This is a genomic window from Bradyrhizobium sp. B097 (assembly GCF_038957035.1).
Taxonomy (GTDB): domain Bacteria; phylum Pseudomonadota; class Alphaproteobacteria; order Rhizobiales; family Xanthobacteraceae; genus Bradyrhizobium.
On the sequence record NZ_CP152412.1, the window covers coordinates 4,774,487 to 4,800,338 of the forward strand.

Genomic DNA, 25,852 nt, shown 5'->3' on the forward strand with positions numbered 1-25,852 from the left:
CCTACCCTACGCACTTGCTTCGCACCTACTCCGTCCTTCTCAGAAACGCCCCGAACGCCCGCGGGCCGTCGCCGACCTTGACCTCGCCGACCACCTTCAGCTCGGCGGCATCGATCACGCTGAGCGTATTGCTCTCCCAGTTCGCGACCACGATGCGCTTGCCGTCGGCCGTCGCCTCGATGCCCTCGGGGTACTCGCCGACCGTGATCCGCTTCACCGGCTGCAAGGTTGCGAGGTCGAACACGCTGACCTTGCCGTCATACTGGTCGGTGACGAAACCGCGGCCCTGCGCCAGCGCCACGGCATAGGGGCGCAGGCCGACATGGACGCGGCCGATCTCGCTGATGGTCGCGATGTCGATCACGGAGACGTCGTTGGAGCCGACATTGGCGGTGTAGGCACGTTTGCCTTCGGCATCGATGGTGACGCCGAACGGACGGGTCCCGACCTTCACGATCCCTCGCCGCTCGTGGGCGGAAATGTCTGTGATCGACACGCTGTCGTCGTCGCGGTCGGCCGAGAGCAGCAGCCGCCCGTCCGGCGTCACGGCAAGCCCGGACGGCGATGCGCCGACCGCCAGACTGGCGACGACCCGCTGCTCCCTGGCATCGATCACCCGCACCGCGGCGGCGTACCAGTCGGCGACATAGACGGTTGCGCCGTCGGGGGACACCGCGATGCCGAGCGGCCCGCCGCCGACCTCGATCCGGCCGACCACCTTGCGCGCCGACGCGTCGACCACCGTGACCGCCTTGGCATCGGGGCTGGTCACATAGGCGAAGCGGCCGTCATGGCTGACGGCGACGCCGGCGGGCTTGCCGCCGATCGCGATGGTCGCGACCGGCTTCGACGTCGCGAGATCGACCACCGTGAGATCGTCGCTGAGCTGGTTGGTGACGAACGCCTCCTCGGCGCGCGCGCCAGTGAGACCGGCGAGCAGCACCAGCAGCGCGATCACGCGCATGCTCAGCTTCCGCTCTCGATCTTCTTCTTCAGCGCCGCTAGCCCGCCTCGGTAGAGCTCGCTCACTGCTTTCACCGCGGCCTCGTCGTTCAGCTCCGGCGGCGGATCGTTGTTCGGAAAGCCGCGATAGAAGGCGCCGGCCCATTCCAGCTTCGCCTTGCCGCCAGGCGCCGGCGACACCGACAGCGTCGAGGAGTAATTGGTGACCGGCAGCACCTTCACGTCGACCGCCGTGATGCGGTACGAATAGCTCATCATCTCGGGCTCGTATTTGTAGAGCTCCTCGTCGATGGTAATGCCGGGCGCCAGTGTCAACCGCCGCGTGGCGCCGATCTCGTTGCCCTTCTCGCCCTCGGTCTTGGCGACACCGGCAAGCCAGCTCATGTCCTGGAAATTGCCGATCACCGCCCACACCTTGGCCTGTGGCGCATCGATCTCGATGGATTCCCGCACCTTCTGGCGGGTCGGCCCATGGGCCCAGGCGGCCCCAAATACGGCCAATGCCGCCACCACCACGCCAGCCTTCGCGATCGTCAATCTCATCCCTGGTCTCTCCCGATGTCTGTTGGTCATGCGCCGCCTGGCGCATGCCGCAGTCTATGGCTCGGGTTTAGACCGGATCGGGGACCCGCTTCTTGCACCAGAGCGAAGTCGCCGCTGGCGGCTTCCCCGGGAGGCAAGCCCGCCGGGATCGGCGTCACTCCTCGATCGCCGCCTCGACGAACCCCTTGGGGTCGTCGCAGAACTCGCGCATCAGCCGGTAGTGGTCGGTCTCCTGCAGGTTGACCGGCTCGAGCCCGTATTTGCTCAGCCGCAGCAGCGTCGCGTCGGGATAGGCCATCAGGACCGGCGCATGCGTCGCCATGATCACCTGGCAGTGGCCGGTGCCGTTCATCCGGTGCAGCAGCTTGAGGAATTCGATCTGGCGCGCCGGCGACAGCGCGGATTCCGGCTCGTCGAAGATGAAGATGCCCTGCCGCCGGCAGCGCTCCTCGAAGAAGCGCAGAAAGCCCTCGCCGTGGGAATGCGACAGGAAGTCCGGCGGCAACGCGCCGACGTCCTGCGCTGCCTCGTCCAGATATCGTGCAACCGAGAAGAAGCTTTCGGCGCGGAAGAACCAGCCATTGGTGACCTTGGGCAACCAGCTCGCGCGCAGCGCTGACGCCAGCGAACCGCCCATTTTCTCCAGCGCACGACCATGGTCGACCGCGCGATAGCCCTTGCCGCCGCCGGCGTCGTCATAGCCCGCCATCACGGCGATGCCTTCCAGCAGCGTCGACTTGCCGGTGCCGTTCTCGCCGACAATGATGGTGATCGCCTTGTCGAAGCTGAGTTCGAATTCGTCGCGCAGCAGCGGCAGCACGAAAGGATATGCATCGCGATTGGGAATGCGCCCAGGATCGAGCCAGACCCGCCTCAGATACGGCGCCGGCATGTTGATCGGGCGATGTCGTCCTCTGGCCATTCGTCCTGCTTCCGGCACGCCGCGGCGGCGCCAGCCACGATCCCAGATCGAGGCGAATCCGTCAAGAACACAACAAGAACGAGCGGACCAGGCTGGCGCGCACGTCGGCGTACAATGCTAGGTTCAACGTCCCGCGCATACGACGCGGAATCAGCAAGCCTTGTTGGGATTCCCGAAATGACAATCTCGCCTCCGGAAGGGTTCAAGCTCCTGCCGAGCCGCCCAGGGTTCATCGACCACAATGGTCCCTACTACTGTCGCGAGACCGGCGACGCCGCGCCTGAATGGGGGTTTCAGAGCGACGACCGGCACGGCAATCCCTACGGCTATATTCATGGCGGGGCGATCCTCGGCTTTCTCGATACCGCCCTTGGCAGTGCCGTGTTCATGGCAACGAAACGCAAATGCGCGACCGTTTCGCTGGACACCCGCTTCGTCGGCGGCGCCGCACCGGGTCCATGGATCATCGGCCGCACGACCGTGAAAAAGGTGACGCGGACCTTCGCCTTCGTCGATGCTGAGGCCTTCGCCGGCGACAGGCTGCTGGTGACGGCTGCGGCGGTCTTCCGTGTCTTCGACGAATGAGCGGATGCCAAGTCGCAGCTACATGCTTTTCCGCGAGGCGATCCTCACCGAGCAGCAAGTGGTCTGCAGCTATGACGATCGGCCGCGCGAGCTCTGCCCGCATATCATCGGCTACAACAAGAGCGGTGAAGAGGTCGTGCTGGCCTGGCAGTTCGCCGGCGAAAGTTCGGGCAAGCTGCCGGAATGGCGCTGCCTGCGCCTTGCCCAAGTCAGCGCGATCAGCTTGCGCAAGGGCCGCTGGCACGAGGGCGGTTCGCACCGCACCGAGCAGACCTGCGTCAGCGCGATCGACCTCGACATCAACATCCATGTCCGCAAGCGGCGGTGAGCGGCCCTTACCTGTCGCGAGGATGCGGATGTGTGCCCCACTGACCGCGCAGCATATTCGGTGTCGTCCCGGCGAAGGCCGGGACCCATAACCACCGATGTCGATTGATACGCAACGCTCGAACGACGAGTCCATTCAGCAACACCCGCCGCGGAGTATGGGTCCCTGCTTTCGCAGGGACGACGCTCAGAGAGACTGCGAGCCCGCCCCTACGGCCGCTCCGCCTCCTCCAGCACTTCCAGCACCAGCTCCATCGTCATCAGCACGGGATTGTCGCCGCGCACCAGGCGTCCCTCGGCGATGCCGCCGAGATAGTCGACCAGCGCGACGTCGAGACTGGCGCGCACTCGACGATTGGCGTCAGGCGCGATCTGCCCCGCGGTCACCGCGAGCTCGGTCGCGAACGGCACCACGCTGTGGCCATCGCTGAGCACCGCGCCGATGGTCGAGCCGACGCCGCCATGCAGCCGCGCGCGCAGGATGCCGTGCTGGCGGCAGAAGTCTTCCAACGCACAGGCAAAATCCTGGTTCGGGCGCAGCCGCAACGCGAAGGCATGGCTCGTGGCCTTCGCACCCGCCGGCGCGCTTTCGACCGGGCCAAAGAGCTTGAAATTGGTCTCGCTGTCGGGCTCGGCCACAAACGTCGCGCCATCAATCCCGAACGCGCTGACCTCGAACGGCTCGGCGACGATGGTCTCGTCCGGCAGCATGTGTCCGCCGTTGAAGCGGCCGTCGGCCTCGGTCCACAACCCGTGGCAATGGAAGAACGGTGCGCCGTCGCGTTCGCCGAAGGTCAGCGCCGCGAGCTTGAGCCGTGTCACGCCGTCGGGACGGAACGTGTCGCTGTAGAACGCGGCGTTGACGCCGTCCTTCGACAGCGCCGGCATCACATAGGCGAACGGCCCGAGCGCGCCGCCCGTGGCGCTCAGCACGCCGCCGGAAAATCCCTCTGCCGCAAAGCCGCGGCGCACAGCTTCGAGCAAGGGAATGCCGGCCTCCAGCATGAATGAAAATGCGCGGCCGCGCGCGGTGACCCATTGGATGCGCTCGGGTATGGGAGCACCGGGCTGGGCGATGCTGCGCATCGCCTCACGCGCCCGTCGATTTGGCGATCACCTCGAGCAGCCCGCGCGCCTCGAGCTCGTCGCGGATCAGCCGCTTCGGCACCTTGCCGTAGCCGGACTTCGGCAGCGCCTCCCAGAAGAAGAAGCGCTTCGGCATCTTGTAGCGCGGCACCTTCGGCGCAAGGTACGCCGCTAGCTCCGCCTCCGCGACCGCCTCGGTGCCCTCGCGCGCGACGCAGACGGCGACACCGACCTCGCCCCAGAACGGATCGGGCACGCCGAGCACGGCGACCTCGCCGACCGCGGGATGGGTCAAGAGCTTCTCCTCGATCTCGCGCGGATAGATGTTGGAGCCGCCGGAGATGTACATGTCGGAGGCGCGGCCGGTGATGTAGACAAAACCCTCCTCGTCCATGTGGCCGAGGTCGCCGGTACGAAACCAGCCGTCACGGAACGCCTTCGCATTGGCCTCGGGGTTGTCGTAGTAGCCGGCGAACACGCCGGGGCCAATCACGCAGATCTCGCCGGTCTCGTGCGCCTTCAGCTCGCGCCCGTCGTCGCTCTGGATCGAGACCTGCATCCCGGTGCGCTCAAAGCCGCAGGTGCCGATCCGCGCATGCGGTCCGTCCTCGGGATCGTGCAGGCCGGGCGGCAGCACGGTGATGTTGCCGGTGACCTCGCCGAGGCCGAAGTACTGCACCAGCACACCGCCGAGCTTGTGCAGCGCCGCCTTCTGGTCCTCGCGATACATCGGCGCGCCGGCATAGATGATGTAGCGCAGCGAGGAATGGTCGTGCTGCTCGGCGGCGGGGTGCTCGACCATCATCTTCAGGATGGTCGGCACCGTGAACATGTTGCTGACGCGATACCTGGCGATCAGGCGGAACGCCTCGGCGATGTCGAATTTCTCCGACGGCAGCAGGATGGTCGGCACGCCGCGCGCGGTCTGCACCAGCTGGTGCACGCCGGCGCCATGCGACAGCGGCGCCACCACCAGCGAGGCGTCGTCTTCGGTGGTGCCAGGCATCAGGTCGGCGAGATGGTTCGTGATCACGAAAGCCATCTGGCCGTGGGTCAAGACCGCGGCCTTGGAGCGCCCGGTGGTGCCGGAGGTGAAGAAGAACCAGCAGGGATCGTCATACTCGACCGATGTGTTCTCGACCGAGGCGCCGGCATGCTTGGCGATGACGTCGCCGACGGTGGCCTCGCCGAACGTGCCCTCCTCGCCGATCCGCCAGACGAATTCGAGCGCGGGATTGGCGGCCGCCTTGGCATGGTCGGGGAAGTCGGCGTGGCACAGAAACGCCTTGGCGCCGGAGGCCGCCGCCAGATAGGCGACCTCGTCCGGCATCAGGCGGAAATTGGTCGGCACCCAGACCGCGCCGAGCCGGAAGGCCGCGAACATCGACCAGAACATCTCGTCGCAGTTCTTGGAATGCACCAGGATGCGGTCGCCTTTGCCGATGCCGCGCGCGGCCAGCGCCGCCGCCAGCGCCGAGACGTTCTGGTCGATATGGCGCCAGGACCAGGCCTTCTCGTTCCAGATGAAGCCGGGACGATCGCCGTGGCGGCGAGCGTTCTGGGTCAGGATGTAGGCAAGGTTCATCACCCGACGCGACACCCGCGCGATCCCGCCGCGCGGCGCGGTCGCCTCGGTCCCGCTCATCGCCGCCCCGCCGATACGCACAACAGACAGGGCATGATCAGGACGGTCATCGGGTGTTTCCTCGGTCAGAACCGGGCGTCTTCAAGCGCCGCAAGGGATTGGTGCCACCCGGTTTATCGCCAAGCCGCTCGCCTCGGCAAGGCCCGCCGAACGCAGCGCGATGATACCGCGCCGGCGGCCGCCAACCCGACAATGCCTGGCCCGACAATACCTGGCCTGACAATACTTGGCCCGAGACCGCTATTGCGGATGCTTGGCCAGGTCCTGCTCGCTCAGGTTCCAGTCCTGCCAAAGCTGCAAGGCGCCGATCATGGCGACCAGCCCGCCGAGCAGGATGTGCCAGAGCTGCAGCGTCTGGTCTTCCGAATAGCCGAAGATGTTCGGCGACGCGACCAGCCAGAGGCCGAGCACGATGCTCGCCACCTCCTCCCAGCGATGCAGCGCGACATATTCGAGCTGGGCGAGGCCCAGCACCAACATGCCGACCACGAAGCTGTTGAGTACCAGGTGGCTGCGCTCGACATCGACGACGTCGCTGACCTGGATCGGAAACCAGGGCGAGACCATGATCAGCACGCCGAGCAGCATGCCGAGCCAGTCCTCCCAGGGGCGGTGTGTGCCGAAGAAACGATTGTCCGACATGACGAACCTCCTTGCGACAAGGGGCATACGTCAGCGGCCGGCCTCACCACTCGGTACCAGACGACCATTGGGCCGCATCCGGGGGCGTATGTCTGGCAACAAGCCTAATCGAATTGCATCGGCCCGCAAGGCCCGATCGGCGTATGTGCGATGCGGCAGGATCGACGGCTGCGGGCGCCGCGCGTCAGCGGACCCCACCGAGCCGCGCCAGCGCCTCCTTGGCGGACTTCAGATCGGGCTGCAGCTCGAGCGCCTTGCCGAAATCGGCCGCCGCGCCCTTCTTGTCGCCGAGCCGCAGCTTGGCCTGGCCGCGGTTATTCCAGGAATAGACGTCGGCGGGATCGTATTGCAGCGCCTTGTCGTAATCGGCGAGCCCGCCCTTGTTGTCACCCTGGAAGAGCCGGATCATGCCGCGGTTGCGCCAGCCGCGCGCATCGGTCGGCGCGATCTTCGCCGCCTCGCCGTAATCGGCAGCGGCACGATCGAGCTGCTCGGTCTCGCGATAGACATTGCCGCGGTTGAGATAGGCTAGCACGTTGGGCTCGAGCCTGATCTCGGTGGTGAAGTCGGCAATTGCATGCGCCGCATCGCGCTTGCGGTAGTAGACGAAGCCGCGATTGCCATAGGCCGTGGAGAGCTCTGGATTGTACTTGATGGCGAGGTTGAGATCAGCCAGCGCGCGGTCGAGATCGCCCTTGTTGAGCCAGGCATCGCCGCGATTGTTGTAGGCCATCGCAAACGCCGGATCGATCCGGATCGCCTCGTCGTAGTCGGCAATTGCATGATCGAGGTCCTGCTTGAAGGCGTAGACGCGGCCGCGATTGGTGTAGGCGCAGGCAAAGGCGGGATCGAGCTTGATCGCCTCGTTGAGGTCGGCGAGCGCGGCGTCGAGGTCGCGCTTTTCGGTCAGTCCGTGGCCGCGGTTGCAATAGGCCCCGGCCAGCCGCCTGCCGGTCTGGGTCTTGCCGTCGATCACCGCCGTGCAGGCGGTTACGCGGTCGCCTGGGGCCGTCGTGGCGCCGATGCAGGTCTGCCAGTTCGGATCGTCGCCGGCGGCGGCTTGCGGAGGATTTGGCAGCGTCAACGCGGCGCCGAGCAATGCGGCGGTGAGACAGGCCAAAATGCGCATATCGTCAATCCACAAATGTCAATTTGCGGGTTGGTCGCGGCTTTGCACCGGCGGGTTCACGGGCTTAGATCAAGGCCAGTGAATCAACCGGGATTTTGCGATGGCTGCCGTCCGCGACAACAAGGCCGAGAGGCGCTTCGAACTCGACACCGAGGGGGGCCTCGCCTTTGCGAATTACCGGCAGACGCCCCCGGCCGTCATCATCACCCATACCGAGACACCGCGCGCCCTGCGCGGCCGCGGCATCGCATCGCAGCTGGTCAAGGGCGCGCTGGAGCTGATCCGCGCCGACGGCCACAAGGTGATCGCCGGCTGCAGCTTCGTGGTGGACTACCTCGACAAGCATCCGGAATACGCGGATCTTGCGGATTAGCGCCGCGTTCGTCAGACGATCTTGATCGACATGTCGGGCAGGCCCTCGAGCTTGCAGAGCAGCACGTCGCCCTTGACGACCGGGCCGACATTCTCCGGCGTTCCGGAATAGATGATGTCGCCGGCCTTCAGCTCGAAGGCCTCGGACAGTTTTGCGATCTGCTCGGCGACGCTCCAGATCATGTTCTTCAGATCCGAGCTCTGCCGCACCGTGCCGTTGACCGCGAGCGAGATCGCGCCTTGCGTGAAATGGCCGGTCTTATCAGCCGGATGGATCGGCCCGAGTACCGCGGCGTGGTCAAAGCTCTTGCCGATCTCCCACGGCTTCTTCTCCGCGGCCATGCCGTTCTGCAAATCGCGCCGCGTCATGTCGAGGCCGAGCGCGTAGCCATAGACGTGATCGAGCGCCTTGTCGGCGGGGATGTTGGCACCGCCGGACTTCAGCGCGGCGACCAGCTCGACCTCATGGTGATAGTTCTTGGTCAGCGACGGATAGGGATGATCGGCGACCGTGCCGATCGCGACATTCTGGATCGCATCCGTCGGCTTCTGGAAGAAGAACGGCGGCTCGCGCGTCGGATCGGAGCCGCGCTCGATTGCATGCGCGGCGTAGTTGCGGCCGATGCAGTAGATGCGGCGGACCTGGAACACCTCGGTGGCGCCGACGATCGGGATCGTCACGGCCGGGACCGCAAACATCACCTTCGGCGCGGCCTCGGCGTGGGCCGGCACAGATTGCGCGGCGGCGCCGGCCAGTGCGAGGGCGCCGGTCGCAAGCATCGTCCGGCGATCGAGCTCAGTCGTCGGAGTTTTCGTGGGAGTTTTCATGGGCGTTCTCCTTCTTGTCCGCCGATCTATAGATGCTCGCCGGTCCACAAAAAAGGGCCCGCGCTGGCGCGGGCCCTGGCCGTGTGCGGGATGATGATCCCGTCAGTGCTTGATATCCGGGGGCAGCTTGCCGCCATTGGCGGCGAGCTTCGTCATCACCTGCTTGTGCAGCCAGATGTTCATGCTGGCGGAATCGTTGGTGTCGCCGGTGTAACCGAGCTCCTTGGCGAGCTCCTTGCGCGCCGACAGGCTGGAGTCGATGTCGAGCGCCTTCATCAGGTCGACGATCGAGGTCCGCCACTCGAGCTTCTCGCCCTTCGCGGCAACCGCCTTGTCGAGGATGGGGGCGACGTCGACGGACTGCGCGGGCGCCGCGCCGGCGGGCACCGCGGCCGGAGACGGCGATGCGCTACCGGATCCACCGGCGGGAGCTGCGCTTGTGGCCGTTCCGCCGGCGGGCGCGGCGCTGGCGCTACTGCCGAAGATCGCGCCCATGATTTTTCCGAAAATGCTCATCGTTCGCTCCCAAGAGAGTTGAGATGTGAAGGCCACGCGGCAATGCACCGGCTGACCGAGGTCGCAGTTCAAGTGTATCGCTCCCTCAATACCTTGCCAATGCGACATTCACCTAAGCGTGAGTGCTTTTGCCGCGGTTTGGGAGTACCCTCGCTGCACAGTTCGCGACACAGCCAGTTCCCTGCTTTGTCTTTCGCGTCTGGCTTGCTCGTGATCGCTTCGAGAGGCGGTATGTTTGTGCCCGCGCGCCGGGCGTAGAATGCGCCCGCCCAGAGGGAGACAACGACCATGGCCACTCCATACCAAGGCAATGTCACATCGATGACGCAGAGCGGACAAGGCCCCGCATCTGCGCCAGTTATCCGCACCATCGGCCTGTCCGATTTGCATCAAGCGCTGCGTCTCGGCTGGGAAGACTTCAAGGCAGTACCAAGCCACGCCATCATCCTGTGTCTGATCTATCCCGTGCTCGGCATCGTGCTTGCGCGCACCGTGCACGGTTATTCCGTGCTGCCCCTGCTGTTTCCGTTGGCCGCGGGCTTTGCCCTGCTCGGCCCGTTCGCCGCGATCGGCCTCTACGAGATGAGCCGGCGGCGCGAGGACGGCGGTGAGGCATCCGCATGGGACGCCATGCAGGTATTCCGCTCGCCGTCATTCGGCGCGATGCTCGGGGTCGGAACGTTGCTGTTCGCACTGTTCGTGACCTGGATCGCCACCGCGCAGGCGATCTACACTGCGGTATTCGGCTATCAGACCGCGGCTAACATTCCCGATTTTGCCGAGCGCGTGCTGACCACCCCGCAAGGCTGGTGGCTGATCGTGGTCGGTTGCAGCGTCGGCTTTCTGTTCGCGCTGGTCGCGCTGTGCATCAGCGTCGTCGCCTTCCCCATGATGCTCGACCGCCAGGCAAGCGCCGGCGAAGCCATGGTGACGTCGATGCGCGCCGTCGCACAGAACCCGGTGCCGATGGCGGCCTGGGGCCTGATCGTCGCGGTGCTGCTGGTGCTCGGCACGATCCCGTTCTTCCTCGGGCTTGCCGTCGTGATCCCCCTGCTCGGTCACGCCACCTGGCATCTCTATCGCGAGGTCATCGTCAAGGATCCGAACGCACGGCCGGTGATCCCCGAGCCGCGTGAGCGCAAGCCCGCCGCCGACTTCCCGGCCAACCTGTTCCCGTGGCGGCGCAGCGATCGCGGCTAAGCCCCAGTCACCCCGAACGCGTAAACGCCAAAGCAACCGCCGGCCGATTATATTCGGCCGGCGGTTTGTCGTTCCGGATCGTCAAATGGGTGTGAAGTTGGCGTGGCATTTGCAGCATTGCTTGAGATAAACGGCTCGGTCACGAGCCTTGTTTTGGCCGCTGTTGCCGCGAACATACCCGCCGGGTTTCGCGACCAATCGATGACATCGCAGACTCCGGAGTGAAATTGCCTATGACCTCGCGCTTTTCCTTTCACACGCTCGCGATCGGAGCGTGGCTGTTGACCTCGACCGCGTCTGGGCTCGCCGCCCAATGCGGCACGGGCACGTTCGAGTCTTGGCTCGACGACTTCAAGAAAGAGGCTGTGACGAAGGGCATTTCGCAGAACGCGATCCAGGCCGGTTTGAGTGGCGTCACGCAGGACAAGGCGATCCTGGCGCGCGACCATTCGCAGCAGGTGTTCAGCCAGACCTTCGAGCAATTCTCGGGTCGTATGGTGCCGCCGCGGCTCAATCGTGGCTCCGACATGATGAAGCGCTACGGCTCGGTGCTGTCGCGGATCGAGGAGGCCTACGGGGTGCCGGGCGAAATCCTGGTCGCGATCTGGGGGCTGGAGACCGATTTCGGCGTCAACACCGGCAAGTTTCAGACCATGCGCTCGCTGGCGACGCTGGCCTATGATTGCCGCCGCTCCGACATGTTCAAGGCCGAATTGATGGATGCGCTGCGCATCGTCGAGCGCGGTGATCTCGCGCCGCAGGAGATGCGCGGCGCCTGGGCCGGCGAGATCGGCCAGACCCAGTTCATGCCGTCGTCCTACATCAAGTTCGCGGTCGACTTCGACGGCAACGGCAAGCGCGACCTCTTGCACAACGTGCCTGACGTGCTGGCGTCGACGGCGAACTTCCTGAAGAGCTACGGCTGGAAGAAGGGCAAAGGCTGGGAGCCCGGCAGCGAGAATTTCGCGGTCATCCAGCAATGGAACAAGAGCGAGGTGTACGCCAAGACGATCGGCTACTTCGCCACCCAGCTCGCCAAGGCTCCGTAGCGCGGTGGAGGAGTTGCGTAGCGGCGAGAAGCCCGCACGTCGGCTCTGCGTCGATCAGCGCGGCTCCTGTTCGGGCTGAATCAAAAAGGGCCGATTGCCCCAGGCAATCGGCCCTTATGCCATGATCAAAAGCTTACTTCGCCATGCTCTCTTCGGCGGCCTTGCTGAGGTGCGCGCCGCATGCGCCCCACTTGTTGTTCAACATCGCGTCCTGCGCGAGCGAGACTTCCTTCTCCGCCGCGAATTTGACCTCATTGTCAGCCATAGCTTCGACGGCAGCTTCCGTCTTGCCGAGATTGGCGCCGCTGCAGCCGACGCCCATGTGATGACGATGAGCGGCTTGGGCGGGAGCAGCGACAGCATAAGCAACGGCAGCCATGCTGGCTGCGGCGATGAATGTTTTAATCATGGGATGATCCATCTCTTGTTCTTGGACAGATCCCTGCGTGATTGCGGAATCTGCAGCGCAATTATTCGCTGCTCCCGGCGCCGTTCAGAATGAACTTCGCGCGATACGAATGTGATGAGCGCTGCACGCGGATCGCGCATGCGTTGCATAGTGTTTCGATTACATGTCGGTAAGGAAGCGGCGCCGCATTAGCTTTGCTGCCAACGTTCACTTCAATCGAAATGCACTTCCGATAATCCTCAGCACATTCCGCGCGACACGCCGGACGCGACGGAGATCCGCACGACGGCGGAGGACCGAACTACCTCTCGCGTCAATGCGACTGATTGACGCTCCGTCCATTCAGAGGACGCCTGCACCAAATAATGAATTAATAATCATTTCAATGCCATCTTGTCGCATGCGAATCACGCATGGAACACATCGACGTGATCCGGTGAGCGAGGGCGCGAAAAACTTGATTGGACGGTCTTAAATTACCATATATCAAGCGTGATCCGGCCCACCACAGTTCATACAACAAATTGATTTCAATAATGTTTTTCTGATATTCGATGCGGAGACGGAACTTTCGTTTATGGACCCGCTGGGCAAGCGCGAAACGGTTAATCGAAACTTACCGCCGCCATGCGTTTTGGGTCTAGCTGCATCGCACCATTGGAACTACCGCGCTGCACCATATCATCTATATTCACTTCAACGATGAGGCTTTGGAAAAGCTGAATCTGAATTACTAGGAGACTACCATGTTGCTCTCGCTCATCCGCATGATCCAGGCTTTCCGGGATTATCAGCGCAATGTCAGCGAACTGTCCCAGCTCAGCGATCGCGAACTGGCCGATATCGGCCTCGACCGCTCGGACATTCCGCGCGTTGCCGCCGGTACCTACAACGGCTAATCGGCCGCAAGCCATCTGATGAACGGATAACGCCCGCTTCCACAGCGGGCGTTCTCGTTTTCAGAGCCCATCCCGTTCCGACAACATCGGAACGGGATGGGCTCTGATCCTAGGTTTGACATGTTTTCTTCACGCGAACCGGTACCCACTTCGCTTGAAAACGCTCTGCTGCGGTTTCAGATGCATATGGAATCAAAACGCGCTAACGCTGCGCGATGACACCGCATCAATCCTCTTCCCAACCCGTGCACATCGTGGGCGCGGGGCTCGCCGGCTCGGAAGCCGCCTGGCAGGTTGCCAATTCCGGCGTCCGTGCCGTCCTGCATGAAATGCGCCCGCACCGAATGACCGAGGCGCATCGGACCGAAGGCTGCGCCGAACTGGTCTGCTCGAATTCCTTCCGCTCCGACGATGCCGCCAACAACGCGGTCGGGCTGCTGCACGCCGAGATGCGGCGGCTGGGCTCCCTCATCATGCGCTCGGCCGATGCCAACCAGGTGCCCGCCGGCGGCGCGCTGGCGGTCGACCGCGATGGCTTCTCCGCTGCCGTCACCAAAGCGCTGAACGAACATCCGCTGATCGAGATCAACCGCGAGGAAGTCGCGGGCCTGCCACCGGCCGACTGGAGCAACGTGATCGTCGCCACCGGTCCCCTCACCTCGGCGCCGCTCGCCGACGCCATCAGGCAGCTCACCGACGAGAACGCGCTGGCGTTCTTCGATGCGATCGCACCGATCGTGCACAAGGATTCCATCGACATGTCGGTGGCCTGGTTTCAGTCGCGCTACGACAAGGTCGGTCCCGGCGGCACCGGCGCCGACTACATCAACTGCCCGATGACCAAGGAGCAATATGACGCCTTCGTCGCGGCGCTGCTCGACGGCGAGAAGGTCGACTTCAAGGATTGGGAGACCAACACGCCCTATTTCGACGGCTGCCTGCCGGTCGAGGTGATGGCCGAGCGCGGTCAGGAGACGCTGCGCCACGGGCCGATGAAGCCGGTCGGATTGACCAATCCGCACAATCCGACGGTCAAGGCGTATGCGATCGTCCAGCTGCGGCAGGACAACAAGCTCGGCACGCTCTACAACATCGTCGGTTTCCAGACCAAGCTGAAGCATGGCGCGCAGCAGCGCGTGTTCCGCACCATCCCGGGCCTTGAGAACGCGGAGTTCGCCCGCCTCGGCGGCCTGCATCGCAACACCTTCCTGAATTCACCGAAGCTGCTCGATAGCCAGCTGCGTCTGCGCGCACAGCCGCGGCTGCGTTTCGCCGGCCAGATGACGGGCTGTGAGGGCTACGTCGAGTCGGCCAGCGTCGGCCTGATCGCGGGTCTCTGCGCTGCCGCGGACATGCGCGGCACGGCGCTGACGCCACCACCCGCCACCACCGCGCTCGGCGCGCTGCTCGGCCACATCACCGGTGGCCATATCGAGACGATCGACGCGGGTTCGCGCTCCTTCCAGCCGATGAACATCAATTTCGGTCTGTTCCCGCCGCTGGCCAGCGCTCCGACCAAGAAGCCGGACGGCTCGCGGCTGCGCGGCAACGAGAAGACGGTCGCCAAGAAGCAGGCGATCAGCGCGCGGGCACTCACCGACCTCGACCACTGGATCGCAGAGCAACTGCGCGTTGCGGCAGCGGCCTGACAGTCATGAGCTTGCCGAAAGACGACGACGCCACCCTGTCGGCACGATGGAGCCAGGGCGTGCTGCTCAAGCGCGACGTATTCTCGACCGTCGAGCGCGGCCGCTTCCGGAGCGATGGCGGCGAGGTCGAGGGCGTGCTGCGCCGGCTCGATCAGGTGCCGTTCTGGTCGTTCGCCGTGGCGCTGCATCTGTTTTCGCGCGAACGCCGCGCGCTGACCCTGGCGCGCGATCTCGACGTCGGCCCCAAGCTGTTGTGGGCAGGCAGGCGCGCGCTGGTGCGCGGCTTCATCGACGGCGCGGCGCTGCATCTGGCGAAGCCGCATGGCGACGTCGCCTATTTCCGCTCCGCCAAGGTCGCGTTGCGCAAGCTGCATCGTGCCGGCATCTGCCACAACGACCTCGCCAAGGAGCAGAACTGGCTGGTCGGCCGCGACGGCCGCGCCTACCTCACCGACTTTCAGCTTGCTGCCTGCTTCAAGAGCCGAAGCCGGCTGTTCCGCATCGCGGCCTATGAGGATCTGCGGCATCTGTTGAAGCACAAGCGCAGCTACGCGCCGGAGGCGTTGACGCCGAAGGAGCGCAAGGTGCTCGCGAAAAAGTCCGCGGTCGCCAGCGTCTGGCTCAAGACCGGCAAGAAGGTCTATCAGGCGATCACCCGCGGCATCTTCAATTTCACCGACCGCGAGGGCGGCGGCCGGCGGCTGGTCAACGACGCGCCGGTGCTGGTCGATTTGATCCGCAGGAATCCTGACGTGCGCGACACCGCGATCGTCGCCTTTGCCGACCGGCGCGTCGGCGTCGGGCTCTATGCCTTCGTCGAGGCCGACCAGTCCGCGCTGGAAAAGACGCTGCGCAACGAGCTTGCCGCGGCCAAGGGCGTCAAGCCGCCCGAACACATCCAGATCGTGCATGCATTGCCGCGCGATGCGGCCGGCAAGCCGCGCACCGAAATCCTGCAGCTCGTCGCCATGAACCAGATCGACCTGATCGAGCCGATGATGCGCAGCGACGCCGATCGCGAGTTCCTCAAGGACATCCTCGAGCAACGCAAGAATCTGCGCGATCGCTTCAATTTCGAAGTTGCCGAGATGGATCGGCCGGCGGGCCAGGCGCGATGAGATCGGATTTGGTCGACGTCGCGCTTTGGGTTCTTGCTTGAGCGCGATCTCCGCATCGACGCTGCACACTTCCAGGCGCGCAGCTCTCGACAAACGCAGCGCGACGCGCCAATCTTGTGAGGGGGTATCGCGCTCAAGGGACTAGCTTAATGCCACTGACCCGTGGCCGTATCGGGGGATATGATGCCGAGCGGATGGCGTTCGGATTCACCATGATGTACGGCGACCAGGAAATTGAATGCCAGATCAGCGACGCTGCAATGGACGAATTGGCCGGCACGCGCGGAACGGCGAGCATCGCTCGCCAGGCCCAGTTCGTTGCGCTGCGCGACGCCGTCGAACGGATCGCATCCGACATCTTTGACAGCGGCCCGGTGGTCAAAGGCGCGACGATCCGGATCTTCACCAAGCACATCTCGAAAGAACAGAGCTAAAGCGCGATGAGATTGCGTTGAATCATCATCGCGCTTTAGATTCTTGTTTTAGCATGATCTTTTCGGAAAACCGCTTCGCACTTTTCCGGATCATGCTCTAGCGACCGAACTCTTCGGTGCGCGCAGCGCGCCACAACGTCCAGAGCGTGCGCAGGCGCGACACCGGCTTCGGCAGGAACGGATCGTAGTCGGCCCGCCTCGCCCGGTTCAACTCGCGTCTGACGTGCGCGAGCGGCAGGAAGATCGGCCTCACGCCGGACGGCACATCGGCCAGCAGCCCGAACGCGGTCTTGAGATGGCCCTGCGCCTCGTCCGCAAGCTGATCGATCGCGGCACGGATGTTCGGCGTCGGCTTGCCGGCAAACACCTCCTCCTTGCTGCTGCCGTGCTGTTGCAACAGCTGCACCGGCAGGAACAGCTGTTGCCGCGCGGCGTCGCGGCCCAGCGCCGCGATGACCTGCGCCATGCCCTGGGCGAGGCCGGCATGACGGGCCAGGTGATCGATCGCCTCCGACGGCCGCGCCACCACCCGCGTCGCCTGCGAGAACAGCGCCGACGCGGTGGCGTCGAGATAGCCCTCGAGGGCGGCCAGCGACGGCATCGGGTCGTTGTAGAGATCGAACTGATGCTCCTCGACCAGGAGCGAGAACGGCGAGACCGGCAGGCGGTGATTGCGGATCGCATACAGCAGCTCAGCTGCGACCGGATTGCCCTCGACGCCGCCATGTCCGGCCCCGGCCAGCATGTCGGTCCACCATTGCAGCCGCATCTCGCCGGGCAGCGGCTGGCTGACCTGCTCATGCACGCGCGAGACCTCGATGTTGAAGGCGTAGATCGCGAGCAGCGCCCGGCGCTCCGGACCCGGCATGAACAAGGTCGACGCGTAGCGCACGAAGTCATGGGTCCGCACCAGATCGGCGCAGAACGCCGCGCCGTCGGTCGGCGCCTCCGTCGTGCTCATGGCACCGCGATCAGCGCCGCCGCGACGCGACGCCGCTCGCCCAGCATGATGTTGTAGGTGCGGATCGCGGGGCCCGTCTGCATCGGGTCGAGCACCACCCGAACCGCGCGCAGGGCCTCGCGCAGGACCTTCGGCGGCACCCAGACCTCGGTACCGGTGCCGACGATCAGCGTATCGATCGCATTGGCGGCCGCGAATACCTTCTGCAGCGCGTATTCGTCGATCTCCTGCGGCCGGGTCACCGGCCAGGCCCAGATCCCATCGGGCAGGCACAGCAGCGAACCGCGGTGCGACATATCGGCGAACGCGAAGCCGCCCTTGCCGTAGGCCTCGATCGGCGCCGACCTCGGAAGATGGGGAGCGTCCGAGGAGTTGCTCATGACCGGCTACTTCTTGGCTGCCGCGTTCGGCTTCTTCTCCGATTCACCGTCGGCGGCGTCGCGCCTCGTGGTGCCGACGCCGAGATAGATCAGGATCGGTGCCGCGATGAAGATCGAGGTGTAGGTGCCGACCAGCACCACGCCGAACATCATCACGGCGGTGAAGCTGTGAATCGCCTGGCCGCCGAACAGCAGCAGCGCAAGCAGCGCCAGGGTCACGGTGACGTGGGTGATGATCGAGCGTGACAGCGTCGAGTTGATCGATTCGTTGAGCAGCTGCGGCATCGGCATCTTCTTGTAGCGCCGCAGCATCTCGCGGATACGGTCGTAGATGACGACGGTGTCGTTGAGCGAGTAGCCGAGAATCGTCAGCAGCGCCGCGATGCTGGTGAGATCGAAATCGACCTGGGTGATCGACATGAATCCGATCGTCAGCACGATGTCGTGGACGTTGGCGATCATGGCGCCGAGCGCGAACTGCCACTCGAACCGGAACCAGAGATAGATCAGGATGCCGACGATCGCGAGCATCAGGCCGAGCATGCCGTAGGCGAGCAATTCGCCGGAGACGCGCGGTCCCACCACTTCGACGCGGCGGTAGTCGACGGAATCGCCGAGCGCGCCGCGAACCTTCGTCACCGCGTCCTGTTGCGCCTGATCGCCGCCGGGTTGCTCGGCGACGCGGATCAGGACTTCGGCCGGACCTCCGAACTGCTGCAACTGCACCTCGCCGAGACCAAGGCCGTTTAAGGTCGTGCGCATCGCGGCGATGTCGGCGGTGCCGGACTTGGCCCGCACTTCCAGCAACGTGCCGCCCTTGAAGTCGATACCGAAATTCAGGCCATGGGTGAAGAACAGCGTGATCGCGACGATCGAGAGCAGCGCCGAGATCGGGAAGCTGATGCGGCGAAAGCGCGTGAAGTCGAAATGCGTGTCGTCGGGCACGATGCGCAGCGCCGGCATCAGCCCGAGCGCCGCGACCACGGTCAGCACGGCGATCAGGATGCCAAGGCCAATCAGAACGGTATGAGTCACAATAGGCCTCTCAGATCGGCACGGTTTGCGGCCGCTTCCACCGCACCCATGCCGCGACGATCAGGCGCGTCAAGGTAAAGGCGGTGAACACCGTGGTGATGATGCCGATGCCGAGCGTCACGGCAAAGCCGCGCACCGGTCCGGTGCCGATGTAGAACAGCACGGCGGCGGCGATGAAGGTGGTGATGTTGGAATCGAGGATGGTTGCCAGCGCCCGCTTGAACCCGGCGTCGATCGCCGAGATCGCGTTGCGGCCGCCGCGCAATTCCTCGCGGATGCGCTCATAGATCAGCACGTTGGAGTCGACCGCGATGCCGACCGTCAGCACGATGCCGGCGATGCCGGGCAAGGTCAGCGTGGCGTTGAGCAGCGACAGCAGCCCGAAGATCATGGCGACGTTGATCGCCACCGCGATGTTGGCGAACACCCCGAACAGCCGGTAGGTGATCAGCATGAACACGATGACCAGGACCGAGCCGACATAGGCCGCAAGCTCGCCCTTCTCGATCGAGTCCTGGCCGAGGCCGGGACCGACGGTGCGCTCCTCGACCACGGTCAGCGGTGCCGGCAGCGCGCCGGCGCGCATCAGGATCGCCAGATCGTTGGCCGACTGCACCGTGAAGCTGCCCGAGATCTGGCCCTGTCCGCCGGTGATCGGCTCGCGAATCACGGGTGCCGAGATCACCTTGTTGTCGAGCACGATCGCAAACGGCTGGCCGACATTGTCGGCGGTCGCCTGCGCGAATTTGCGCGCGCCCGAGGTATTGAACTTGAAGCTGACGATCGCCTCGCCGGTACGCTGATCAAAGCCGGGCTGGGCGTCGGAGAGTTCACTTCCGGAAACCAGCACCTGCTTCTTCACAATGTAAGGAACCGGTGGCGGCGACGCGCTCACGAGCCGCTCCGAGTCCGCCGGCACCGTGGCCTGATCGGGCGACGCCGTGGTGTCGACCATGCGGAATTCCATCTTCGCGGTCTTGCCCAGCAGCTCCTTCAGATGGGTCGGGTCCTGCAGGCCCGGCACCTGCACCAGGATGCGGTCGGTGCCCTGACGCTGGATCAAGGGCTCGACGGTGCCGAGCTCGTTGACGCGACGCTCGACGATCTGGATCGACTGCTCGATGGTCTTGCGCATCCGCTCGATCATCGCGGGCTGCGACACGGTCAGGCGGATCAAGCCGCCGCCCGCGTCCGTCACATCGACATCGCGCTGGCCGCCGGAGCCGAGCAAGCCGCCGATCGGCTGCGCGATCTCGCGAAGTTTCGCCAGCGCCGCCGGAACATCGGCTTCCTTCGCGATCCGGGCCTCGACGGCGTCGTTGCGGATCGTGATGCCTCCGGTGAAGCCGATCCGGGCATCACGCAGCGCCTTCCTTGTGTCGTCGCGAACCTGTTCGAGCTTTTCCTTCTTCACATAATTGGCGTCGACCTCGAGCAGCAGATACGAGCCGCCCTGCAAATCGAGGCCGAGGACGAGGCGTCGCTGCGCCCAGGCCGGCCAGGTCTTGACCTGCGCTTCGGGGAAGAAATTGGGCACGGCGCACAGGCAGACCACCAGCGCTGTCAGGATAATCCCCAGCGCTCGCCACCGCGTGAAATACAACATCGAATTGACCTGTCAGATTCGGCAAAGGGCTCCGCGGCAATCAGCTCGCGGACGCCTCGTCCTTGGCATCGCCCTTCGCCGGCTCACCCTTGGTCCGCACGCCCGAAATCATCTGGCGCATCTGCCGCACGCGAACGCCGTCCGAAATCTCGAACTCGATCTGGTCGTCGTCGACCACCTTGGTCACCTTGCCTACAAGGCCGCCCGTGGTCACCACGGTATCGCCGCGGCGGATGTTCTTCACGAGGTCCGCATGATCGCGCACCTTCCGCTGCTGCGGGCGCAGAATCAGGAAGTACATGATGACGAAGATCAGCGCGAATGGCAGCAGCGACATCAACATGCTGTTGGTATCAGTGCCAGCTCCAGCCTGAGCAAACGCAGGAGTAATCAGCATTCAGACGATCCTCGGATAAGACGGGAAAGGACCGGCAGCGCCCTCGGGTTCGGGGCGGTATGGCGGTCCGGACAAATTCGCGCGGACTATAGCGGCCGCGGTCCCAATTGCAACGTTAACGGACCGTCATTTAGGGCGCTTGCGGGACCGCCGCCAGCCCGATAAGGCTGCGCCGTCAGGAACTGGACAAATGCCGAAAAAAGCCAAGAAAACTACCAGTAAAACAGCCCGCAAAACCGTCCCTCAAGCTGCCGCCAAGCGTGCCGTAAACGCCGCGACAAAACGCCCAGTAATGCCGCTCGACGGCGCCACTGCCGAGCGGATCGCGAACGCCCTGGAGACCATTGCGAGCCGCCTTGTGGCCGCCTCCCCGGCCCCCGATCCGGCCGAGTCGTTCGGTGCCGCGGACGCGTTTGTCTGGCATCCGGACGGACGCCTCGCCCCGGTGCCGCGCGTCAGCCGCGTCGAGATCGGCCTGCTCAAGGGCGTCGACCGGATGCGCGATATCCTGATGGAGAATACCGAGCGCTTCGCCAACGGACTGCCCGCCAACAATGCGCTGCTGTGGGGCGCCCGCGGCATGGGCAAGTCGTCGCTGGTCAAGGCGACGCATGCCAGTCTCAATGTTGACCGCAAGCCGGCCGACCGGCTGAAGCTGATCGAGATCCACCGCGAGGACATCGAGAGCCTGCCCGGCCTGATGGAGCTGCTGCGCAGCTCCTCCTTCCGCTTCATCGTGTTCTGCGACGACCTCTCCTTCGACGGCAACGACGCCTCCTACAAATCGCTCAAGGCGGTGCTGGAAGGCGGTATCGAGGGACGCCCCGAGAACGTCATCCTCTATGCGACCTCGAACCGGCGGCATCTCCTGGCGCGCGAGATGATCGAGAACGAGCGCTCGACCGCGATCAATCCGGGCGAAGCGGTCGAAGAGAAAGTGTCGCTGTCGGACCGCTTCGGTCTCTGGCTCGGCTTCCACCGCTGCAGCCAGGACGAGTACCTCGCGATGGTGAAGGGCTATTGCGACCATTTCGGCATCAAGATCGCCGAGGACGAACTCGAGCGCGAGGCGCTCGAATGGTCGACCACCCGCGGATCACGCTCCGGCCGCGTCGCCTGGCAGTACACGCAGGAACTCGCCGGCCGGCTCGGCGTGCGGCTGAGCGGCACATAGCGCGAGCCGCACGACCGCTAGTCACAGCCCTTCTGGATTCGGTGCGGCATGGGTACACTCGACGCATGCCGGCCGAACCCAGCACGACTGCGAGACAATGTGGCGAGTGCACCGCGTGCTGCGATGGCTGGCTGAAAATCCGGATACGTGGCCATGACGTCCATCCGGGGCAGCCGTGCCCGTTCAGCAGTGCGGGCAAATGCACGATCTATGACGAGCGTCCGCTCGATCCGTGCCGGAAGTTCGTCTGCGGCTGGCTTACGCCGACAAGCCCGCTGCCCGACTGGATGCGTCCGGATAGATCCGATGTCATCTTTCTTCCGGCAAGCTTTGTCTGGCGCACAATTCCGGTCGACGTTGCGGTTGCCATCGGCGCTCATCCGAAAGCCAAGGCGCGCGCGTGGCTGGAGGCCTTCAGCCGCGACGCGCGCCGTCCGCTGCTGCTGCAATCGGACGGGGATTGGCACGCGTTTGGACCGCCGCAATTCCTGAGCGACATGGTCGAGCGTCTCTCAGACGAGCGAGCCCCCTGGCAGCCGGTCTAGGCCTCCGACCAGACGCGAATTCGCTTCGAACTCGGCAGAATCTGGCATCCATTATTCCAAATCAACCCTCTTTTCCGCACTGCAATATTCTATGTCAGCATTGCTGTCCTACTTTTGTGATTGAATTTCTGACCCGAAATTCAACCATATACATGTAAGTCAAATCTTATTCCAAAATCCAAGATGCGACAAATTGATGCAGCGCAATAGTATCATAGTACCATTTAAGTCACATCGGGTGTTTATCTGCCTTAGCTCACCCGCATCCATGTATCTGGTGTGTGGTATACATTAACGTTCCTCCACTTTGTGACCCTCAGCACACCGCTGAGGCGCTCTGACAAAGGGGGGATAGATGAAGAAGGGACTTCTCGCCGGAACCGCGCTCGCGGCAATCGGCCTGGCGCTCACGCAACAGCCGGTGCAGGCAGCAACGCTCGACGACGTGATGGCGCGTCTGGATGCGCTCGAACGAAACAATGCGAAGCTCGCGAAGGAGAATGCACAGCTCCGGGATCGCGTGAACAACATCGCAAGCCGCAGCGCCGCGCCCCCTGCGGCAACCACAACGCCAAAGGGCAACCCGGTGCAGCATGCCGGCGTCGCCCCCTCCCCGGCCCCCGCCCCGGAGCACGCCGTCGTCAGCATCGGAGGCGCGCCGCTCTACAGCAAGGCGCCGGGCGGCAACGCCTTCGTCGACAACACCACCGTCACGCTTTACGGCCACGTCGATCTATCCGGCGACGTCTTCAACGCCGGCGTGTTCGATCAGGGCACCAAGTTCGGTGTGGCAAGCAACCTCACCTTTTTCGGCGTCCACGCGCGTCACGATCTCGCACCGTATGGCTTCGCCGGGTGGGCCGCCGTCGCCCAGTTTGAATCCCTCGTCGAGGTCGCCGCGGTGCCGACCGAGCGTGCCGCGCTCGGAACGCGCGACAGCTTCATCGGGATGGCAACGCCGTGGGGCGCGATCAAGGCTGGCAAATCGGATACGCCCTACAAGAAAGCCACATCGAAGTTCGATCCGTTCTCGGCGACGCTCGGCGACTACAACTCGATCATGGGCAATACCGGCGGCGACCTGCGCGCGGAGTTCGATTGGCGTGCAGCCCATGCCCTCTGGTACGAATCGCCGGTCTGGAACGGCTTCCAGACCACGCTGATGATCTCGCCCGGGCAGAACACCGCAAAGGACAACAGCGATTTCGCGCTCGGCGACTTCAACTGCCCCGCCACGTCCGCGCGCGGCAGCGGCAGCGGCTTCCCGCTGACCTCGGCGCCCGAAGGCTGTACCGACGGATCGTACGGCAACCTCTACAGCGCGTCGCTGACCTACAATCAGGGGCCGTTCACGGCGGTCGCCGCCTACGAGCTGCATGAGGGCACCAACCGCACCGGCGATGAAGCCGTCACGCCGTTGAGCAACGGCGGCGTGCTGATCGTTCCGCCGGGGTCCGTCGGCATCGCCAACGAATGGGCCGCGAAGATCGGCGCCGGATATCGCCTCGACGACGGCATCGGCAAGCTGCAGCTCTACGGCATCTACGAGGTGATGCGGCGCGAGAACACCGTGGCCGACTTCAACGAGCGGTCGCGCGACGGCTACTTCCTCAGCGCCACCCAGAGCGTCGGCGCCTGGGACGTCAGCGCGTCATGGGCCCACGCCAACGCCTCTCCCGGCTCGCCCGGCACCGGCATATTCAACAACTACACCGTCGCTCCGGCACCGGGATCGGCCGACTTTGCGCTCAACTCGGTGGACAGCAGCGCCGATCAGTATGCGGCTGGCGTCAAGTACCACTTCAGCCCGTTTGCGACCTGGTATCTTGTCGGCAGTTACCTGCGCAACGGCCCCGGCGCGCATTACTGCCTCGGCGTGAGCGGTCATGGCTATGGCATATGCGGCCGCGACGCCAACAACAACGTGGTCGCCGGCAACAAGGCCTCGGCGGTCACAACTGGCATGACGTTCGACTTCTAGATCAAACAAAACGGGGGAGGCTTACGCCTCCCCCGCTGTCTTTGTTGTGAGACTTGGAAGTCCCGGCGCGCAACCTACGCGCCGTTGAGGAACTGGAGCGGATCGACCGGAGACGATCCCTTGCGAATTTCGAAGTGGAGCTGCGGTGAGCCCGCCTCACCCGACTGGCCCGACTTGGCGATCACCTGGCCGCGCTTGATGGTATCGCCGCGCTTCACCAGGATTTCGCTCGTGTGGGCATAGGCGGTGACGTAGCCGTTGGAGTGGCGAACCAGCACGAGATTGCCGTAGCCCTTCAGCTCATTGCCCGAATAGGCGACGACGCCGTCCTCGGCCGCCTTGACCGGAGTGCCTTCGGGCACCGCGACGTTGATGCCGTCATTGACCTTGCCGTTGGTCTTCGAGCCATAGGCGGTGATGACCTTGCCACGCACCGGCCAGCGGAACGTCGGCAATGCGCCGGTGGCTTCGCTCGACTTGGTGACAACGGGCGCTTCTGCGGCGGCCGCCGGCTGTTCGACGGTCGCGGTCGGCTGAACCAGCCGCGCGCTCTGCTGCGGCAGCGCAGTGGCGACGACCTTCGGGGCCACCATCGCCGGTGCCGGGGCAACCGCAACCGGTGCGGCAGCAACGCCTTGTGCAACCGGCGCCGGAGCCGCCATCGCAGTCTTGGCGCCCGGCACCACCAGCTTCATGCCGAGGCTGAGCCGTGCCGACTGATCGAGATTGTTGGCGCGGGCGAGCTCAGCCACGGGAATGTGGTGCTGGCGCGCGATGCTGTGCAGCGTGTCGCCGCGATTGACAAAGTGGACGCCGGCGGGCGCGGCCGCCACGGCAACGGGCCGCGTCGCCGGCGCTGCCATCGCCGGCGCTGCGGCGGCGGCCATCGGGCGCGGAATGACCAGTTGCTGGCCGGGCGACAGCGCGCGCGGTCCCTTGTAGCCATTGGCGCGCAGGATCTCGGCGGTCGAGACGTTGTAGCGGCGTGCCAGCACTTCGAGCGTATCGCTGGTGCCGACGATGATGGTGGTGCCGCTGTGTCCGGCGTGCGCAGCAGCGACCGATTGCGGAACGGTGCCGGTGGCCTCGATCTGCGGGCGTGCAGGCGGCGGCGTGTAGGACGAAAGCCCGCGCCCTCCTCCGGAGACGCCCGCGTTGGCGACCGGGTAGGACTGCGGCGCAGCAACCGGCGGCGGCAACGGCTGTGACTGATACTGTGAATATTGCGGCTGCGTTCGCGGCCGCGCGTATTGCGGCAGCTCGCGCGGCGGCTGTGCCTGCACGGTGCCGGTCGGCTGCGGATCAAACGCAAACGGATTTTGCGAGTAGGAGTTTTGCGAGAAGCGCGACGACATGTCGGCGCTGCAACCGGCAAAAGCCATGGACATCAGCGTCAGCACCGCAACCTGCGGTACGCGACGCGAGCGAAGCAACTCGACAACCCCAGACATGGTTAC

28 protein-coding genes are annotated in these 25,852 nt (G+C 64.7%); 12 read left to right on the forward strand and 16 right to left on the reverse strand.

Annotated features, from left to right (window positions below):
* Positions 1-25 precede the first annotated feature (25 nt).
* The 3 genes from AAFG07_RS22500 to AAFG07_RS22510 form a co-directional block, all read right to left on the reverse strand.
* Positions 26-964: a cytochrome D1 domain-containing protein gene (locus AAFG07_RS22500; RefSeq protein ID WP_342722081.1), complete on the reverse strand. Its 939-nt coding sequence runs from the start codon at positions 962-964 to the stop codon at positions 26-28.
* Between the two features lie 2 nt (positions 965-966).
* Positions 967-1,506 (reverse strand): SRPBCC family protein, encoded by a 540-nt coding sequence (locus AAFG07_RS22505; protein WP_342722082.1) that lies wholly within the window; start codon positions 1,504-1,506, stop codon positions 967-969.
* A 154-nt stretch (positions 1,507-1,660) separates the two neighbouring features.
* Complete coding sequence (locus tag AAFG07_RS22510; protein WP_342722083.1) at positions 1,661-2,428, reverse strand: AAA family ATPase; 768 nt, start codon at positions 2,426-2,428, stop codon at positions 1,661-1,663.
* A 177-nt stretch (positions 2,429-2,605) separates the two neighbouring features.
* Between AAFG07_RS22510 and AAFG07_RS22515 the strand changes: the two genes are divergently transcribed.
* On the forward strand, positions 2,606-3,013 hold the full coding sequence (locus AAFG07_RS22515) for a PaaI family thioesterase (RefSeq protein ID WP_342722084.1): 408 nt from the start codon (positions 2,606-2,608) through the stop codon (positions 3,011-3,013).
* Positions 3,014-3,017: 4 nt separating this feature from the next.
* Positions 3,018-3,341, forward strand: coding sequence for a hypothetical protein (locus AAFG07_RS22520; protein ID WP_342722085.1), 324 nt, complete (start codon positions 3,018-3,020; stop codon positions 3,339-3,341).
* A 209-nt stretch (positions 3,342-3,550) separates the two neighbouring features.
* On the opposite strand, the gene AAFG07_RS22525 is transcribed toward AAFG07_RS22520, so the two are convergent.
* The 4 genes from AAFG07_RS22525 to AAFG07_RS22540 form a co-directional block, all read right to left on the reverse strand.
* The gene (locus AAFG07_RS22525; protein WP_342722086.1) at positions 3,551-4,426 is read right to left on the reverse strand and encodes a DUF296 domain-containing protein; all 876 of its coding nucleotides are present in this window, start codon (positions 4,424-4,426) and stop codon (positions 3,551-3,553) included.
* Positions 4,427-4,430: 4 nt separating this feature from the next.
* Positions 4,431-6,071 carry an acyl-CoA synthetase gene (locus tag AAFG07_RS22530; protein ID WP_342722087.1) on the reverse strand — a complete coding sequence of 547 codons (1,641 nt, stop codon included), beginning with the start codon at positions 6,069-6,071 and terminating at the stop codon, positions 4,431-4,433.
* Positions 6,072-6,311: 240 nt separating this feature from the next.
* Positions 6,312-6,713: an SPW repeat protein gene (locus AAFG07_RS22535; protein ID WP_342722088.1), complete on the reverse strand. Its 402-nt coding sequence runs from the start codon at positions 6,711-6,713 to the stop codon at positions 6,312-6,314.
* Between the two features lie 184 nt (positions 6,714-6,897).
* Positions 6,898-7,842, reverse strand: coding sequence for a tetratricopeptide repeat protein (locus AAFG07_RS22540; protein WP_342722089.1), 945 nt, complete (start codon positions 7,840-7,842; stop codon positions 6,898-6,900).
* A gap of 100 nt (positions 7,843-7,942) precedes the next feature.
* Between AAFG07_RS22540 and AAFG07_RS22545 the strand changes: the two genes are divergently transcribed.
* A complete protein-coding gene (locus AAFG07_RS22545; RefSeq protein WP_342722090.1) occupies positions 7,943-8,215 on the forward strand; it encodes a GNAT family N-acetyltransferase in 273 nt (90 codons plus the stop codon).
* A gap of 11 nt (positions 8,216-8,226) precedes the next feature.
* Here the strand turns inward: AAFG07_RS22545 and AAFG07_RS22550 are convergent, their stop codons facing one another.
* Positions 8,227-8,994, reverse strand: a complete 768-nt coding sequence (locus AAFG07_RS22550) for a fumarylacetoacetate hydrolase family protein (protein ID WP_342729217.1) — start codon at positions 8,992-8,994, stop codon at positions 8,227-8,229.
* A gap of 150 nt (positions 8,995-9,144) precedes the next feature.
* Complete coding sequence (locus AAFG07_RS22555) at positions 9,145-9,558, reverse strand: DUF3597 domain-containing protein (protein ID WP_092114034.1); 414 nt, start codon at positions 9,556-9,558, stop codon at positions 9,145-9,147.
* A 288-nt stretch (positions 9,559-9,846) separates the two neighbouring features.
* Between AAFG07_RS22555 and AAFG07_RS22560 the strand changes: the two genes are divergently transcribed.
* On the forward strand, positions 9,847-10,758 hold the full coding sequence (locus tag AAFG07_RS22560) for a DUF2189 domain-containing protein (RefSeq protein ID WP_342722091.1): 912 nt from the start codon (positions 9,847-9,849) through the stop codon (positions 10,756-10,758).
* Between the two features lie 233 nt (positions 10,759-10,991).
* Positions 10,992-11,807, forward strand: a complete 816-nt coding sequence (locus AAFG07_RS22565; RefSeq protein ID WP_342722092.1) for a lytic murein transglycosylase — start codon at positions 10,992-10,994, stop codon at positions 11,805-11,807.
* 133 nt (positions 11,808-11,940) lie between these two features.
* Here AAFG07_RS22565 and AAFG07_RS22570 read toward each other — a convergent pair whose 3' ends face one another.
* Positions 11,941-12,228, reverse strand: a complete 288-nt coding sequence (locus AAFG07_RS22570; RefSeq protein ID WP_342722093.1) for a hypothetical protein — start codon at positions 12,226-12,228, stop codon at positions 11,941-11,943.
* A 734-nt stretch (positions 12,229-12,962) separates the two neighbouring features.
* On the opposite strand from AAFG07_RS22570, the gene AAFG07_RS22575 reads away from it, so the two are divergent.
* The 4 genes from AAFG07_RS22575 to AAFG07_RS22590 all read left to right on the forward strand — a co-directional run bounded on the left by AAFG07_RS22575 (position 12,963) and on the right by AAFG07_RS22590 (position 16,316).
* The gene (locus tag AAFG07_RS22575) at positions 12,963-13,115 is read left to right on the forward strand and encodes a DUF1127 domain-containing protein (RefSeq protein WP_016846063.1); all 153 of its coding nucleotides are present in this window, start codon (positions 12,963-12,965) and stop codon (positions 13,113-13,115) included.
* A gap of 215 nt (positions 13,116-13,330) precedes the next feature.
* The gene (gene trmFO, locus AAFG07_RS22580) at positions 13,331-14,764 is read left to right on the forward strand and encodes a methylenetetrahydrofolate--tRNA-(uracil(54)-C(5))-methyltransferase (FADH(2)-oxidizing) TrmFO (RefSeq protein ID WP_342722094.1); all 1,434 of its coding nucleotides are present in this window, start codon (positions 13,331-13,333) and stop codon (positions 14,762-14,764) included.
* A gap of 5 nt (positions 14,765-14,769) precedes the next feature.
* Positions 14,770-15,882: a serine/threonine protein kinase gene (locus AAFG07_RS22585; protein WP_342722095.1), complete on the forward strand. Its 1,113-nt coding sequence runs from the start codon at positions 14,770-14,772 to the stop codon at positions 15,880-15,882.
* A 212-nt stretch (positions 15,883-16,094) separates the two neighbouring features.
* On the forward strand, positions 16,095-16,316 hold the full coding sequence (locus AAFG07_RS22590) for a hypothetical protein (protein WP_342722096.1): 222 nt from the start codon (positions 16,095-16,097) through the stop codon (positions 16,314-16,316).
* A gap of 97 nt (positions 16,317-16,413) precedes the next feature.
* Here AAFG07_RS22590 and AAFG07_RS22595 read toward each other — a convergent pair whose 3' ends face one another.
* The 5 genes from AAFG07_RS22595 to yajC are packed head-to-tail and all read right to left on the reverse strand — an operon-like array spanning position 16,414 to position 20,695.
* Positions 16,414-17,277, reverse strand: coding sequence for a phytoene/squalene synthase family protein (locus tag AAFG07_RS22595; RefSeq protein WP_342722097.1), 864 nt, complete (start codon positions 17,275-17,277; stop codon positions 16,414-16,416).
* Positions 17,274-17,657, reverse strand: a complete 384-nt coding sequence (locus AAFG07_RS22600) for an MTH938/NDUFAF3 family protein (RefSeq protein WP_342722098.1) — start codon at positions 17,655-17,657, stop codon at positions 17,274-17,276. The genes AAFG07_RS22595 and AAFG07_RS22600 overlap by 4 nt, the downstream gene beginning before the upstream one ends.
* Before the next feature lie 6 nt (positions 17,658-17,663).
* Positions 17,664-18,692, reverse strand: coding sequence for a protein translocase subunit SecF (gene secF, locus AAFG07_RS22605; protein WP_342722099.1), 1,029 nt, complete (start codon positions 18,690-18,692; stop codon positions 17,664-17,666).
* Positions 18,693-18,702: 10 nt separating this feature from the next.
* Positions 18,703-20,298, reverse strand: coding sequence for a protein translocase subunit SecD (gene secD, locus AAFG07_RS22610; RefSeq protein ID WP_342722100.1), 1,596 nt, complete (start codon positions 20,296-20,298; stop codon positions 18,703-18,705).
* 40 nt (positions 20,299-20,338) lie between these two features.
* The gene (yajC, locus tag AAFG07_RS22615) at positions 20,339-20,695 is read right to left on the reverse strand and encodes a preprotein translocase subunit YajC (protein WP_212319607.1); all 357 of its coding nucleotides are present in this window, start codon (positions 20,693-20,695) and stop codon (positions 20,339-20,341) included.
* Positions 20,696-20,987: 292 nt separating this feature from the next.
* Between yajC and AAFG07_RS22620 the strand changes: the two genes are divergently transcribed.
* From AAFG07_RS22620 to AAFG07_RS22630, 3 genes are all read left to right on the forward strand, one after another.
* Positions 20,988-21,869 (forward strand): ATP-binding protein, encoded by an 882-nt coding sequence (locus AAFG07_RS22620; protein WP_342722101.1) that lies wholly within the window; start codon positions 20,988-20,990, stop codon positions 21,867-21,869.
* 65 nt (positions 21,870-21,934) lie between these two features.
* A complete protein-coding gene (locus AAFG07_RS22625; protein ID WP_342722102.1) occupies positions 21,935-22,414 on the forward strand; it encodes a hypothetical protein in 480 nt (159 codons plus the stop codon).
* 355 nt (positions 22,415-22,769) lie between these two features.
* Positions 22,770-24,395, forward strand: coding sequence for a porin (locus tag AAFG07_RS22630; protein ID WP_342722103.1), 1,626 nt, complete (start codon positions 22,770-22,772; stop codon positions 24,393-24,395).
* Positions 24,396-24,469: 74 nt separating this feature from the next.
* Here the strand turns inward: AAFG07_RS22630 and AAFG07_RS22635 are convergent, their stop codons facing one another.
* Entirely contained in the window at positions 24,470-25,846 is a 1,377-nt protein-coding gene (locus AAFG07_RS22635) for a LysM peptidoglycan-binding domain-containing M23 family metallopeptidase (RefSeq protein ID WP_342722104.1), read from the reverse strand.
* Positions 25,847-25,852: the final 6 nt, after the last annotated feature.

Coding starts and splice junctions, on each gene's coding strand:
- AAFG07_RS22500 (WP_342722081.1), bottom strand. CDS start 964: ATGCGCGTGATCGCGCTGCTGGTGCTGCTCGCCGGTCTCACTGGCGCG.
- AAFG07_RS22505 (WP_342722082.1), bottom strand. CDS start 1,506: ATGAGATTGACGATCGCGAAGGCTGGCGTGGTGGTGGCGGCATTGGCC.
- AAFG07_RS22510 (WP_342722083.1), bottom strand. CDS start 2,428: ATGGCCAGAGGACGACATCGCCCGATCAACATGCCGGCGCCGTATCTG.
- AAFG07_RS22515 (WP_342722084.1), top strand. CDS start 2,606: ATGACAATCTCGCCTCCGGAAGGGTTCAAGCTCCTGCCGAGCCGCCCA.
- AAFG07_RS22520 (WP_342722085.1), top strand. CDS start 3,018: ATGCCAAGTCGCAGCTACATGCTTTTCCGCGAGGCGATCCTCACCGAG.
- AAFG07_RS22525 (WP_342722086.1), bottom strand. CDS start 4,426: ATGCGCAGCATCGCCCAGCCCGGTGCTCCCATACCCGAGCGCATCCAA.
- AAFG07_RS22530 (WP_342722087.1), bottom strand. CDS start 6,071: ATGAGCGGGACCGAGGCGACCGCGCCGCGCGGCGGGATCGCGCGGGTG.
- AAFG07_RS22535 (WP_342722088.1), bottom strand. CDS start 6,713: ATGTCGGACAATCGTTTCTTCGGCACACACCGCCCCTGGGAGGACTGG.
- AAFG07_RS22540 (WP_342722089.1), bottom strand. CDS start 7,842: ATGCGCATTTTGGCCTGTCTCACCGCCGCATTGCTCGGCGCCGCGTTG.
- AAFG07_RS22545 (WP_342722090.1), top strand. CDS start 7,943: ATGGCTGCCGTCCGCGACAACAAGGCCGAGAGGCGCTTCGAACTCGAC.
- AAFG07_RS22550 (WP_342729217.1), bottom strand. CDS start 8,994: ATGCTTGCGACCGGCGCCCTCGCACTGGCCGGCGCCGCCGCGCAATCT.
- AAFG07_RS22555 (WP_092114034.1), bottom strand. CDS start 9,558: ATGAGCATTTTCGGAAAAATCATGGGCGCGATCTTCGGCAGTAGCGCC.
- AAFG07_RS22560 (WP_342722091.1), top strand. CDS start 9,847: ATGGCCACTCCATACCAAGGCAATGTCACATCGATGACGCAGAGCGGA.
- AAFG07_RS22565 (WP_342722092.1), top strand. CDS start 10,992: ATGACCTCGCGCTTTTCCTTTCACACGCTCGCGATCGGAGCGTGGCTG.
- AAFG07_RS22570 (WP_342722093.1), bottom strand. CDS start 12,228: ATGGATCATCCCATGATTAAAACATTCATCGCCGCAGCCAGCATGGCT.
- AAFG07_RS22575 (WP_016846063.1), top strand. CDS start 12,963: ATGTTGCTCTCGCTCATCCGCATGATCCAGGCTTTCCGGGATTATCAG.
- trmFO (WP_342722094.1), top strand. CDS start 13,331: ATGACACCGCATCAATCCTCTTCCCAACCCGTGCACATCGTGGGCGCG.
- AAFG07_RS22585 (WP_342722095.1), top strand. CDS start 14,770: ATGAGCTTGCCGAAAGACGACGACGCCACCCTGTCGGCACGATGGAGC.
- AAFG07_RS22590 (WP_342722096.1), top strand. CDS start 16,095: ATGATGTACGGCGACCAGGAAATTGAATGCCAGATCAGCGACGCTGCA.
- AAFG07_RS22595 (WP_342722097.1), bottom strand. CDS start 17,277: ATGAGCACGACGGAGGCGCCGACCGACGGCGCGGCGTTCTGCGCCGAT.
- AAFG07_RS22600 (WP_342722098.1), bottom strand. CDS start 17,657: ATGAGCAACTCCTCGGACGCTCCCCATCTTCCGAGGTCGGCGCCGATC.
- secD (WP_342722100.1), bottom strand. CDS start 20,298: ATGTTGTATTTCACGCGGTGGCGAGCGCTGGGGATTATCCTGACAGCG.
- yajC (WP_212319607.1), bottom strand. CDS start 20,695: ATGCTGATTACTCCTGCGTTTGCTCAGGCTGGAGCTGGCACTGATACC.
- AAFG07_RS22620 (WP_342722101.1), top strand. CDS start 20,988: ATGCCGCTCGACGGCGCCACTGCCGAGCGGATCGCGAACGCCCTGGAG.
- AAFG07_RS22625 (WP_342722102.1), top strand. CDS start 21,935: ATGCCGGCCGAACCCAGCACGACTGCGAGACAATGTGGCGAGTGCACC.
- AAFG07_RS22630 (WP_342722103.1), top strand. CDS start 22,770: ATGAAGAAGGGACTTCTCGCCGGAACCGCGCTCGCGGCAATCGGCCTG.
- AAFG07_RS22635 (WP_342722104.1), bottom strand. CDS start 25,846: ATGTCTGGGGTTGTCGAGTTGCTTCGCTCGCGTCGCGTACCGCAGGTT.